The 12,345-nt window shown below is 51.9% G+C and carries 13 protein-coding genes; 5 read left to right on the top strand and 8 right to left on the bottom strand.

The annotated features are described in order from the left end of the window. Both QCH34_RS01075 and QCH34_RS01070 read right to left on the bottom strand, forming a co-directional pair. Positions 1 to 302: iron chelate uptake ABC transporter family permease subunit (locus QCH34_RS01075; RefSeq protein WP_300328663.1), on the bottom strand; the 302-nt coding region annotated here is incomplete at its 3' end. Positions 303 to 360: 58 nt separating this feature from the next. Then, positions 361 to 2,325: a thiamine pyrophosphate-dependent enzyme gene (locus QCH34_RS01070; RefSeq protein WP_300328660.1), complete on the bottom strand. Its 1,965-nt coding sequence runs from the start codon at positions 2,323 to 2,325 to the stop codon at positions 361 to 363. Positions 2,326 to 2,448: 123 nt separating this feature from the next. On the opposite strand from QCH34_RS01070, the gene QCH34_RS01065 reads away from it, so the two are divergent. From QCH34_RS01065 to QCH34_RS01055, 3 genes are all read left to right on the top strand, one after another. Beyond that, on the top strand, positions 2,449 to 2,703 hold the full coding sequence (locus QCH34_RS01065) for a pro-sigmaK processing inhibitor BofA family protein (protein ID WP_300328657.1): 255 nt from the start codon (positions 2,449 to 2,451) through the stop codon (positions 2,701 to 2,703). A gap of 93 nt (positions 2,704 to 2,796) precedes the next feature. After that, positions 2,797 to 3,753: an ATP-binding cassette domain-containing protein gene (locus QCH34_RS01060; RefSeq protein WP_300328654.1), complete on the top strand. Its 957-nt coding sequence runs from the start codon at positions 2,797 to 2,799 to the stop codon at positions 3,751 to 3,753. Next, positions 3,750 to 4,475, top strand: coding sequence for an ABC transporter permease (locus tag QCH34_RS01055; RefSeq protein WP_300328649.1), 726 nt, complete (start codon positions 3,750 to 3,752; stop codon positions 4,473 to 4,475). Before QCH34_RS01060 ends, QCH34_RS01055 begins: the two co-directional genes overlap by 4 nt. A gap of 17 nt (positions 4,476 to 4,492) precedes the next feature. Here QCH34_RS01055 and QCH34_RS01050 read toward each other — a convergent pair whose 3' ends face one another. Beyond that, the gene (locus QCH34_RS01050) at positions 4,493 to 5,089 is read right to left on the bottom strand and encodes a flavodoxin family protein (protein ID WP_300328646.1); all 597 of its coding nucleotides are present in this window, start codon (positions 5,087 to 5,089) and stop codon (positions 4,493 to 4,495) included. Positions 5,090 to 5,323: 234 nt separating this feature from the next. On the opposite strand from QCH34_RS01050, the gene QCH34_RS01045 reads away from it, so the two are divergent. Further along, complete coding sequence (locus QCH34_RS01045; RefSeq protein ID WP_300328643.1) at positions 5,324 to 6,511, top strand: coenzyme F420-0:L-glutamate ligase; 1,188 nt, start codon at positions 5,324 to 5,326, stop codon at positions 6,509 to 6,511. A 33-nt stretch (positions 6,512 to 6,544) separates the two neighbouring features. Here the strand turns inward: QCH34_RS01045 and QCH34_RS01040 are convergent, their stop codons facing one another. The 3 genes from QCH34_RS01040 to QCH34_RS01030 are packed head-to-tail and all read right to left on the bottom strand — an operon-like array spanning position 6,545 to position 8,854. Continuing rightward, positions 6,545 to 6,895, bottom strand: coding sequence for a HepT-like ribonuclease domain-containing protein (locus tag QCH34_RS01040; protein WP_300328640.1), 351 nt, complete (start codon positions 6,893 to 6,895; stop codon positions 6,545 to 6,547). After that, on the bottom strand, positions 6,888 to 7,172 hold the full coding sequence (locus tag QCH34_RS01035; protein ID WP_300328637.1) for a nucleotidyltransferase family protein: 285 nt from the start codon (positions 7,170 to 7,172) through the stop codon (positions 6,888 to 6,890). The genes QCH34_RS01040 and QCH34_RS01035 overlap by 8 nt, the downstream gene beginning before the upstream one ends. 41 nt (positions 7,173 to 7,213) lie before the next feature. Beyond that, entirely contained in the window at positions 7,214 to 8,854 is a 1,641-nt protein-coding gene (locus tag QCH34_RS01030) for a histidine kinase N-terminal 7TM domain-containing protein (protein ID WP_300328634.1), read from the bottom strand. Positions 8,855 to 8,922: 68 nt separating this feature from the next. Between QCH34_RS01030 and QCH34_RS01025 the strand changes: the two genes are divergently transcribed. Continuing rightward, positions 8,923 to 9,399 carry a hypothetical protein gene (locus QCH34_RS01025; RefSeq protein ID WP_300328631.1) on the top strand — a complete coding sequence of 159 codons (477 nt, stop codon included), beginning with the start codon at positions 8,923 to 8,925 and terminating at the stop codon, positions 9,397 to 9,399. Here QCH34_RS01025 and QCH34_RS01020 read toward each other — a convergent pair. Together QCH34_RS01020 and thsA are read right to left on the bottom strand one after the other, a co-directional pair. Further along, positions 9,396 to 10,640 carry a hypothetical protein gene (locus QCH34_RS01020; protein ID WP_300328628.1) on the bottom strand — a complete coding sequence of 415 codons (1,245 nt, stop codon included), beginning with the start codon at positions 10,638 to 10,640 and terminating at the stop codon, positions 9,396 to 9,398. The two genes, QCH34_RS01025 and QCH34_RS01020, sit on opposite strands and share 4 nt — an antisense overlap. 115 nt (positions 10,641 to 10,755) lie before the next feature. Further along, the coding region (gene thsA, locus QCH34_RS01015; RefSeq protein WP_300328625.1) for a thermosome subunit alpha at positions 10,756 to 12,345 on the bottom strand (1,590 nt) is incomplete at its 5' end.

Here is a 12,345-nt window from a genome sequence, read left to right as displayed (position 1 = left end):
AAGACGATCGAGACAACCGCCCCAAGTGATCCACCGGCGGATGTTCCGATGATATAGGGATCGGCCATCGGGTTCCTGAAGAGCGCCTGCATAGCTGATCCGGCAGTTGCGAGCGCTGCTCCCACCAGCACCGCTGCAATGACACGGGGCAGCCGGATATCAAAGATGATCTGGTAAGCGGTTGCATCCACAAATATGGAGGAGAGCCTGATGCTCGTTGGCCCGATCGTCACAGAAATGATGAGACTCAGAACAAGGGCGGCAGAGAGAAGGAGGATTGCAAGCAGGCCCCGGTAGCGCATAGATCAATTTTTGTTTTCTTAACGTAAATAAATAATTATAAAAGCGAGTGATCCAGAATCACACAATCCTCCTTGGATCACAGATCAGATCCACAATCACCGGCTTATTCATCGAAAGCGCTTCCCGAACCACTCCCTCCAGTGCACCCGGCTGCTCCACCCGGAACCCGGCACCGCCGCAGGCATCTGCATAGGCGGCAAAGTCCGGGTTATGGAGATCGGTTCCAAAGTTCGGGTAGTTCTCCATCAGCTGCTCGACCTGTATCATCCCAAGCTGCCGGTTATTCAGGATGATGACGACCATCGGGAGATCGTACTTCACCGCGGTGACAAAGTCCGCCATCGCCTGTGAGAAGCCGCCATCGCCGGTGATGCAGACGACCTGTTTCTCCGGGTAGGCGAGCTTTGCGGCGATTGCTGCCGGAAACCCAAAGCCCATCGTCCCGAGATACCCCGACATCACAAACCGTTGGCGTTTCATCAGGAAGTTCCGCCCAAACCACCACTGGTTCTCTCCAACATCCAGGCAGATGACAGAATCAAAAGGAAGGGTTTCAGAGAGAACCTTCATGATGTAGGGTGGGCGGATTGGAACTGCACCTGAATCAGCCTCCTTCTCCAGCTGGGCAAACCATGCCTTCTTCATTCCGGCAAGTTCATCCGCCAGCCCGGACCGGTTCTTCTTTTCGGCCATCTGCGTGAGGAGAGGGATCGTCTCCGAACAGGTGCCCCAGAGCGGGATCGTCTTTTTCCCGATTCCAAGTTTCACAGGATTCGTATCCACCTGTATGATACGGGTCTCAAGGGGAACATTTGTGAACTTCGAGAACCCGACACCAAAGCAGGTGATCAGATCAGATCGTTCTGTCAGGATCCGTGCCTGCGGGGATCCAACCGATCCGAGCACGCTGATCACACGGGGATGATCCTCCGGGAGGATGCCCTTTGCCCGGTACGTGGTCAGGATCGGGGCATCGATCTCTTCTGCAAAGGCAAGGACGGCATCTGCATCATGATATGCCCCAAATCCGGCGATCACAACCGGTGAAATGGCAGAATCGATCGCCTCCTTTGCCTGCCGGAGCGAGGCAGCATCCGGGATGATTGCAGGTTCACCAATCACAATCTCGGTTTTACAGATTGAAGGATCAAGGGACTGTTTCTGGATATCGTTTGGAATCGAGAGCTGGGCAACACCATGGCGGAGTGTTGCATACCGGATCGCCCGGGAGAGGAGGAGAAGCGTCATCTTCCGATCAGAAATGGTATTATTATAGACAGTTATCGGCCTGAAGAAGGCATCCTGATCGATCTCCTGCATCCCGTACTCGCCGGTATACTGCATCTCAACCTGACCGTTCAGGGAGAGGACAGATGCCCCATCCTCTTTTGCATCATAGAGGCCGGTTGCGAGGTTCGTAGCACCGGGGCCTGCAATCGTGAGGCAGGCAGCGATTCTTCCGGTGAGCTTGTTGTATGCGGATGCTGCCATCGCCGCTGCCTCCTCATGCCGCACAACAATATAGCGTACCTTCCCGTTCTTCCGGATCGCATCCACAAGGCCGAGCGAGGAGGTGCCGGGGAGGCCGAAGACGAGATCGATTCCGGCTGCAAGGAGTCCGTCAATGATCACATCCGATACCGTCATGCCGGATTGCTCGTGGGCGATTGCATCCTTTCGGACCATCACAAAGGCTGCACGGGCAGCCCCGCAGACCGGGCACCGCCAGTCATCTGCCAGTTCTGCAAACCGTGTACCTGCCGGTGTCTTTGTTGCAGGCTCGCCTTTCTCTTCGGAATAGCGGTAGTTGCAGACGGTGCACCTCCAGATCATCGAAAGAGCAGGGCCGGATTCGCCTTCTCCTGGAAGAACCGAGAACGCGGACTTCTCTGCCGCACAGACCGGGCACCGCCATTCATGGGTGATTTCATCAAAAGGGGTGTCTGGTGCCGTCTTTGTCGAGGGCTCGCCCGCCTCCTCATCATACACATACCCGCAGACCGAACATTTCCACTGTGACATCGCTTGCATCTCTCCAATGAGAAGAGGGGGAGGACAGATAGATAAATGATCTGTATGCAGCAGAGGATCAGTACCAGGGAAAAAGCATATAAACTTAAATAGATGGAACGATGAGATTCCTGTATGTTCGGCTCGCTCTTTGGCATCATCATCGCAGTCGTGATCGCAGTAGTCATCTTCTATTTCCTGAAGAAGGCAATTTACCTTGTCTATAATGCGATCATCGGTATTGTCATCCTCTTTATCCTGAATTTCATCGGTCTCTTCGGTGAGCCGGGTATCCCGATCAATATCGTTACAATCCTGATTAGTGCGATTGGCGGGATCATCGGGGTGATCATCATCATCATACTCCATCTTCTGGGTATTCCACTCTGATTGGATCACCTCTTCTCTTTTCTGTTTTCACCGGATCGAACCTTTCAAATGTCAGATACTCAAAGGATAGTATACCCTGGGGGGGTTAACACGGTGGCAGCCATTGAAATTTCAGGATTAACCAAGCAGTTCGGCACCCTCATTGCGGTCAGGGAGATGAACCTCTCAATTGACCGGGAGATCTTCGGACTCCTCGGGCCAAACGGCTCGGGAAAGACGACCACCGTGAAGATGCTTACCACACTCCTCACCCCGACAGAAGGTGACGCCCATATCTGCGGGTACTCGGTTACAAAAGATCCCCAAAAGGTACGGGAGCAGATCAGTTATGTCCCGCAGGACATGGCAGTTGATCCAAAACTCACCGGCAGGGAGAATGTTATCTTTTATGGAAAACTCTACGGCATCCCAAAGCCCCGTGAGACCGCAGATGAAGCGCTCCTTATGCTCGAGCTGGCAGACCGTGCAGATGATCTGGTGAAGACGTACTCGGGCGGGATGCGGAGAAGGCTTGAGCTTGCACAGGCGCTTGTGCACGATCCCGAGGTGCTCTTTCTGGATGAGCCGACGATCGGGCTAGATGTCGGAGGCAGACGGAGGATCTGGGATCATATCATCGAACTGAAGAAGAAAGGAATGACCGTCTTTGTCACGACACATTATATGGATGAGGCAGATCATGCCTGTGACCGGATAGGTATCATCGATAAAGGCAGGGTGGTTGCTATGAATACCCCAACCGCACTGAAGACAGAGATCTGCCAGGATATCGTGGCTATCCGGGCAGATGGTACATTCAAAGGCATCTTCCCTGAAGGTGTCTCGTATCTTGGAAGAAGCGGTGATGAACTCAGATTTAAAGCTGTGAACGGCGAGGAGGCGGGGGTTGCCCTCTCCCGTGCATTCACCGATGACGGAATGAATGTCAGGTCGGTCTCTATCCGCCAGCCAACCCTCGACGATGTCTTCCTCGCCCTCGTCGGCGAACAGGATGAGACGATGGCATTTGATTTCCAGCGATTCAGGACGATGCTTCGGAGGCGAAGATGAGAGAGACACTCTATTACATGGAGCGGGACTTCCGAAGGTGGAGCCGTGGAAAGATCAATGTCATCTCCGCACTCATCCTCCCGGCTGCATGGCTCATTTTCGTCGGTTTAGCCCTCCCGATCCGCTTCACAGACAACTACCTCGACTTCATCACCCCCGGCATTCTCGTCCTCACGATGCTCGGGGCATCCCTGCAGGGTGGAGCCCTCCTGATGTTCGACAAGATCCTCGGGTTCCTCCAGAAGTTTCTTGCAATGCCTGCTCCACGGGAGACGATCCTTTTTGGAAAGATCCTCTTCATCACCTGCCGGGGCCTGATCCAGACGACTATCATCCTGGTGATGGCGATCCTCCTTGGGGCACATTTCCTTGACCCGCTCCTCCTGCTTCAGACATACCTCGTCCTCTTCATCTTCGGCGTGCTCCTCTCCTCGGTGATGACCACGGTTGCCCTGAGCCTTGAGGATCATGACTCCTATGCGGCATTCAACTCGATGATCGCCATGCCACTCTTCTTCACAAGCAGCGCACTGATGCCCTATGATCAGATGCCTGGATGGCTTGAAGTGCTCGCACGGCTGAACCCTGTCAGTTATGCAATCGATGCGATCAGGTCGATGCAGGAGGGCATCTTCCCGGCAACAACAATTGCGGGGCTTCTGATCGGGGCTGTAATCGTCCTCTCAGTTAGTGTCTACGTCTTTCGGCGGGCAACCGTCTGAAGATCCAACAAAAGAGATCAGGGAGAGCAGAGCTTCCTCCCTGCCTCCTCAGCCTCTTCCAGCACCTCAGGGCAGTCCCGCACCTTACCACGGTCAAAGAGAGAGAAGACGGCAATCTCCGCAACAATCTCATACCCAAGCGCCTGAAGCGGGAGCCGGAGGGCGTCCAGTGCAAATCCCATATCTTCCCGGCTCTCCTGTTCGCAGATAGAAGCGATCACTGCCCGCCTCCCCTGCCCGGCAAGCCTGCTTGACCACGCCCTCGGCCGGGTATCTTCAAAATCATAGAAGCAGTAGAGCCGGTCGATGAAGGCCTTCATCTCTGCTGTAATATTGTAGTTATGGGTCGGGGAGACGAGAACAAGTGCCTCTGAGGAGAGAATATCCGGGTACATGAGCGTCATGCCGTCGCGAAGCCCGGTACAGCTCTTATCCTTTCTGCACCGCTCACACCCGGTACACGAGGAGAACTGGTAGTCACGGAGATGAACAGCCTCTGTTGAATACCCACCATATTCAGCTCCTTTCAGGATATATTTAAGAAGAGTGTCCGAATTACCGCCTTTCCTCGGACTCCCGCTGATCCCTAGAACCTGATTCCCTATAGTAGCCATATGCATCAATGCGCCTGAGCCTCTATCAAACCTCTGGTCAGTATCAATGCCTCTGGAGAAAGAGGAGAAACTATGCTTCCCTGCCAACCCATCCATCCGGGAATAGCATCAGGAAGGAAGCGGTATGCGCCTACCCACTCTCATCAACATTTCGGAAACGCTAAAGCCTTTCAGTAGATACAAGTACAAAAAGCATCGTCCGAATAGGAACGGTGTACCGAAGAGGAGATAGTCGTGTTTCAATTACCAGCATATGTTGGCCCCTGTGCCTTTGGAATAAAGATGGGCATGGTCGTTCCGGGATCAGATCTTCATAAGATGCTGCTTGATGAAGCAGTCAGGCTGAATGAAGACGGGATGCTCTCAGAGGGCGATGTCCTCTCCATCACCGAATCGGTGGTGGCACGGGCACAGAACAATATGATCACAACAGAAGAGACGGCAAAAGAGGTCAGGAAGACATTGGATCTCAAGCCAGATAGCAGGGTTGCGGTCGTCTTCCCGATAGCAAGCCGGAACCGTTTTTCACTCATCCTCGAATCCATAGCAAAAGCGGTTCCAGAAGGCGAAGTTATCGTCTGGTTCTCCTATCCCGATGACGAGGTCGGCAACCAGATCCTCCCGCCTGAGGTTGCCGAGGAGCTTGATCGCCGGCATGGCGGCCTCTTCACACCGGATGATATCGACGGTAATTATACCCACCCCTTAACAGGCGTCAATTATCTCACGCTCTATGAAGAGATCATCAGAGGCGAGGGTGCAACACCAAAAATCATCCTCTGCAATGACCCAAAGCGGATAGCGGAATTCAATCCCGATGGGGTCATCATCGCCAATATCCACCCCCGTGAGAAGACAAAGAAAGTACTGAAGACAATAATCGGCAACTGCTGCACCCTTCAGGAGATATGCAGCAGCGGTACCTGCCCACCCACATCGGAATGGGGGCTTTTAGGGAGCAATATGTCCTCGAGCTGCCGGCTCAAGCTCGCTCCTTTTGAATCCGAAGAGTTCGTCTGTTTCCTCCAGCAGGAGATCAAAAAACTTACAGGGAAGAATATTGAGATTCTGGTCTTTGGAGACGGTGCATACAAGGATCCGACAAGCGGCATCTATGAACTGGCTGACCCAAAAGCTGCCTTTGCTGCAACAAAGGGGATCAAAGAGGTGCTTCGTGAAGGCGTGAAGATGAAATACCTGATCGACAAGTATCATGAAGAGGGCCGATCTGAACTTGAGATCATGGAGATGATCGAGACGGAATCACAGAAAGCCCGTGGTATCAGCTGCATCGAGTGCGAAGGGACAACCCCCCGCCGTATGGAGGATGTGCTGGCAAGCCTCTCGGATCTCATCACCGGATCAGCCGATGCCGGGACACCCCTTGTCCTGATCAAAGGGATATACTGCCCCCCAAATTAATCCAATTAAGAAAAGCGACATAGAGGCAGCCCTCTACTGCCTCTCCTCTTCTGACAAAATCATCGATTCGATTGCTTCACTCAGGGTATCAAGTTTTCCTTTGATGATGCCCCAAAGGATTGTTGGCTTGATAGAGTAATACGAATGGACACTAATATCCCGAAGTCCTGCAATCTTTCTCCATTCGATTTCTGGAAAAGAGGATGTACGATCAACAGGAATCTGCTTCACCGCCTCTCCGATGATAATGAATTGCAACAAAACAGCATCAATACACATCGGATCACTGACAAATTCCTCAAATGAGCGCGATCCAACATATGAGTGGATAGATTCAATTGCATCATGAATATCTTCAAGATAAAGAAGAAGATTTCTAGGCATACACAACCTCCTTCAGCACAGATTCGCGAATTCGTGGTTTTAATGTATCGGCAATAACAAGATCGGCTCTCCGCCCAAGTAGATCCTCAAGGTAAAATTTCAGATCCATTAAATTATCAAATGTTTCTTCACCTTCCCTGAACTCAACAAGAACATCAACATCACTTTCCGGGGTTGCTTCATCACGGGCAAACGATCCGAAGATGCCAATACGAGCAACTCCGAAGGACTTTCGGATATAGTGGAGATTATGGTGGAGCCGGGTAATCGGATTCATCCTATAATCCTTTATATCACCAATATTTTTATATTCTCCGCTCATTCCCGATCCCGCCGCCATCCGCCTTCCGGAACAATCATCACAAACCGTGCACCCTCGCCCGGCACCCCCTCTTCATGGATGGTGATCCCGGTAATGGCGAGGATATCTCTGACAAGGAAGAGTCCAAAGCCGGTATTCTTCCCATACCCCCGCTCAAAGATACGCTCTTTCTCTTCAGATGCTATACCGGCTCCATCATCAACAACTGCAATTCTGAGCGATCCGTCCACCTCTTTGCATATGACACTGATCTCCGTCACCCGCCCGCCATGCCGGAGGGCATTATCAAAGAGGTTTTCAAAGACCTTCGGAAGCATCGGATCAGCATAAATGGCATATCCATCACACTCACATATGAGGCGGGTACGGCAGGGAGCTCTCAAAATGAAATCGATCTCCTGCCATTGCGGTTCCTGGGTGCCGAGATCCTGATATATCCGGGTAAACTCAATCTCGTACTGTATATTCTCTGTTGCCCTCTTCATCTCTTCAAGAAAGCGGGAGAGCTCAGCATCCATTTCTTTATCACGGGAGAGTTCGATATAGCCCTGCACCACCGTGATCTGGTTCAGGATATCATGACGGGTGATACTTGAGAGGAGCGAAAGCTGACGGTTTGCCTCACGAAGGCCTTTCTCAGCCCTTCTCCTGATTGTAATATCATGGAGGATAATAATCTCTTCAGAAGTACGTGTCTTGAGAAGAGGATTCTTCCGAACTTCAAGAATTGTACCATCAAGGACAGAGATCTCTGTGGCTCCATCATCTATCCGAAGAGAGGGGCAGATATCAGTTATTTTCTGTCCGACTGCCTGATCAGAAGAGATTAAGAGATATCCTTCGGCAGCCGGGTTCATATAGATCAGAATGCCATCCGGATTCATTATAAGAAGGCCGTCATTCAGCTGTTCGGGGATCCTTGCCTGGGTGCGGGGTAGGACGCTGAAGAGGTGGTACCGTGATGATGCAAAGAGGAGGATTCCGCTCACCAGGATGAGGATCACAGGTGTGATCTGCAAGCCCGGGAAAGGGCCGAATTTCAGGATAAAGACACCATCCGTCACGACAGGGAGAAGGATCACCAGTATCAGTATGCCGATCTGCCTGCGGTACAGCGAAGGATAATCCATCCAGGCAATAAAAAGGAGGAATATGGTGAATCCGGTCAGCAGGCAGAGATATCCCGTATGGACCCAGAAAAACGGACCATATTCGAGGAAAAAGAGGATCAGATCCCCTACAGCATAGGTGTTAATCGAGGTATAGAAGAGAGAAAAGTATTGGTTTGTGGCAATGCCGGATAGTATCAGGAGAGGAATAATCATCAGAAGAACAAATGCCACAAAATTTACGTACTGCTCACGCCCGGTATAAGAGAGGGCAAAGAGGAGAAGTGCCGATACAATCATGTATATGCCCGTAATTCCGATGAGGATTGATATCAGGAATATTCCGGGATCGATCACAAGCAATTGAAGAGCATACATGCCGTTCCAGACTATGGTGCCAATGATAACCAGCCTGACCAGTTTCCTTCCCGGTGCAAACGAAATATCCTCTGCCAGATGAAAGAGATACAAGCCGATTGCTATTGTTACAAGATAGATTATTGTAAATGGTGTGAACTGCAGGATCATCAGACAGATACCCATACATTCTTACAGATAATTAACATATTGCCTTCTGAAGAAAGGAGCTCTCACCCATGAGCCTTGAATATCATGAAACCCAGTACTTCCGGCAGCCGTGGCTCATCGCCCTTATTGCCGGGATTGCCATCATCTCCTGGTATACCGCACTGGTGACAGAACCGGTTGCCGGGCCGGTTCAGATAGGAATCATCCTCGCCTTCGGGGTGCTGCTCCCTCTCTTCTTTGCAGTGCTCAGGCTGGAAACCCACGTATCAGTTCATGGGATCAGCTACCGGATGCCGCCGATTGTTCGGAAGGATCGGATCATCCCCTGGAGCGATCTGGAAGCAGCCGATCAGATCACCATCCGCCCGATCCGCGACTGCGGTGGATGGGGCATACGGTATTGCAGGCGGGAGGGGATCGCCTATCTCGTCAGCGGTAACCAGGTGATCCGATGCAAAAAACAGACAGGTGAGAAGGTGCTCCTCGGCACCCGGCACCCGGAAGAGATGATGAGGGCAATCCGCACCTATTATCGGGCCGATTAGCTGAATTCGACATTGCCGGAGTTGCCAAGCAGCTCCTGCAATTCATCACGGAGGCGACCCTGCTCTTCCAGAAGCCTGCCCCGCTCTTCTTCCGCAGTGGCAGCAGCTGAACCGATTCCGGATAATTCTTTCTTCATCTGATCCAGTTCCTGCACCAGCCGCTTCTCTTCCCGGACAGCGGGATCGGATTCCACCTCCTCCCTGATCTGCCGGAGTTGCTCTTCCAGGCGCCAGTACCCGGCAGAGGCTGCCTTCACCTGCTCTTCCAGATTCCCTTCACCAAAGAGCTGCTGCTCCTCACGGTTCTTTAACTGGAGTTCACCTGATGTGACGAGAGATCTGATCGTTTGGAGTGCCGGTTCCAGATCAGGAGAGATCTCCTTATCCGGCACCTGCCTTTCAGAGAGATCCTGAAGTGGCCTGAGGGCACCGGTTGGTGACTTATGATGTTTCAGGAGTTTTTCCGCCCGCCTGATCACGCCGGCAGCAGGAGCTCTCACCTGTGCATAGCTCTGAATGGCAACCTCCAGATCGCGTTCTGCAGAGGAGAGCTTCTCCTTTACAAGAACAGTGCTGATGGCTGAGAGTTCCTCTTCAGCACGCTCTATATCCTTGATCAGGGATGCTTCCCTCTCCTGTCCTGACTGTGACCGGTCCACTGCCTCCCCCACAAGCCGGCCAATCTCTTCAAGCCTCTGGTACCTGGATCTGATCTCGCCGATCCGTTCTCTCTCCTGTGTACCGGCGGAAAGGGCAGCCGTCATATCATTCACTGCCCGCCCCATCTCCTTGATGATCCGGCGCATCTGAGGCATCTCCTCTTTATAGACAAGGTGAAGGTACTTTCCTGGCCCCTTCGCAGCCGCAATCACCCCTTTGAGAATATCGGTTGCGGCTGTATAGTACTCCTTTGGATCGCCGGAAGGCTTCTTCTCCAGTGCCTGGCGGAGGGAACGGATGGTCTGGGGGCGGGCGGTCTTTAATACCGATTTCACCTTCGGGTGGAGCATGATCTCATCTTCGAGATTCTCAGGCTCTTCCTCAAATGCATGGATGAGTTCCTCAAGAGAAGTAATCGCAAGATCAAACTCGGTTATTGGAGCGGTGAACTTCCCGGCTATCCGGGATGTGATCTCATTCTCCTGTTCATCAAGCCAGGAAAGAAGGCTGGAGAACGGGATCACCTCCGCTTCAGGCGGCATATCCGGGCGGCCGAGGAGGGCACGCAGTCTCGATAACATGATATACTGAGTCAGGTGTGTGGGGTTATAGTGTTTCTCATTGAAGAAAAAAAATCAATATTGGGAGGGTGGCTTGCTCATCGGCAAGCCATAGTGAAACGAATTGAGGGGTGATTTACATCATGCCGGGCATTCCGCCCATGCCGCCGGGCATGCCACCACCCATACCTCCCATCGCCTGCATTGCTGCCATCTCTTCTTCAGAGGGCATACCACCTGCTCCGGATGCAGCAATGATCTCATCGATCCTGAGGATCATCATAGCCGCTTCAGTTGCAGAGCTGATTGCCTGCATCTTGACACGAAGGGGTTCAATAACACCTGCTTCTTTCATATCGATCGGTGTTGCGGTATCGAGATCAATGCCATTGGTTCTTCCCTCCTGCTCATGGGCAGTACGAAGGAGAGCAAGCATCTCAATCTGATCAAGCCCTGCATTCTCCGCAAGAGTCCGTGGCACGGTCAGAAAAGCATCTGCATATGCCTCAATGGCAAGCTGTGCACGGCCACCCACATCTGATCCCACCTTCCTGAGACGGCGTGAAAGCTCTATTTCAGAGGCCCCGCCTCCGGCAACAAATCTGTTATCTTCAAGAGCGACACAGACTCCGCGAACTCCATCCTCAACGGCACGTATGGTTTCATCTACAGTATGTGACGAACCTCCTTTCATGAGGAGGGAGACAGCTTCCTTGTTTTTACACTCAGAAACAACAATCATATATGTTCCAGAGAGCCTCTTGGCCTCGACTTTGCCAGCAAATCCGAGATCATCTCCGGAGATCGCATCGGGAGACGAGATGATCGTTGCACCGGTCATCTCGGAAAGTTTCTCCATATCTGACTTCTTCAGACGTCGAACAGCAAGAATGCCCGCCTTCGCAAGGTGATGTCCTGCAAATTCATCGATACCCTTCTGACAGAAGACAATATTTGCACCGGATCCAATAATCCGATCAACAAGTGCCTTCTCGATCTCCTCTTCCTTCTCAACGAATGCCTGAATCTGATCCGGGTGGGTGATGCTGATCTCAGCATCAGTCTCTATCGCCTTAAACTCGATTGCCGCATTAAGGAGAAGGATTTTTGCATCAGGGACTGTATCCGGCATCAAAGGATGAAGCCGCTCCTTATCGAGAACTATCCCCCTGATAATCATGGAATCCTCAGCAGATCCTCCAACCATCTTCTCAATTTTGATATCCCTGGCATCGATCTTGCCCTGATCATCAGCACTCATCTCTACTGCCTCTACAATGAGTGACGATAGCCGTTCCTTAACAGTCTCTGCACCCTTACCCGTCATCGCTGTTGCAGCGATATTCTTTAATAACTGAGTATCCCCGAGGTTGACTTCAAAAGAGGTCTCAATGAGTATCTCTTCTGCCCTCTTTCTGGCCATCCGGTATCCCTCAACAATGGTGGTCGGATGTACATCCTGATCGATGAGATCCTCAGCCATCTTCAGAAGTTCACCCGCCAGTATAACGGCAGTCGTTGTGCCATCACCAGCTTCTTTATCCTGGGTCTTTGCAATCTCAACCATCATCTTGGCTGCCGGGTGCTCGATCTCCATCTCCTCCAGGATGGTGAGACCATCATTTGTGATGACAACATCCCCCATTGAATCAACAAGCATTTTGTCCATCCCTTGTGGTCCAAGTGTTGTCCTGATGGCTTTTGCGACGGCTTTTCCGGCGGCAAT

The organism is Methanocalculus sp. (assembly GCF_029762515.1).
Classification (GTDB): domain Archaea; phylum Halobacteriota; class Methanomicrobia; order Methanomicrobiales; family Methanocorpusculaceae; genus Methanocalculus.
The sequence above is the reverse complement of the archived record's forward strand: the minus strand, read 5'-3'. Positions and strand labels throughout refer to the sequence as shown.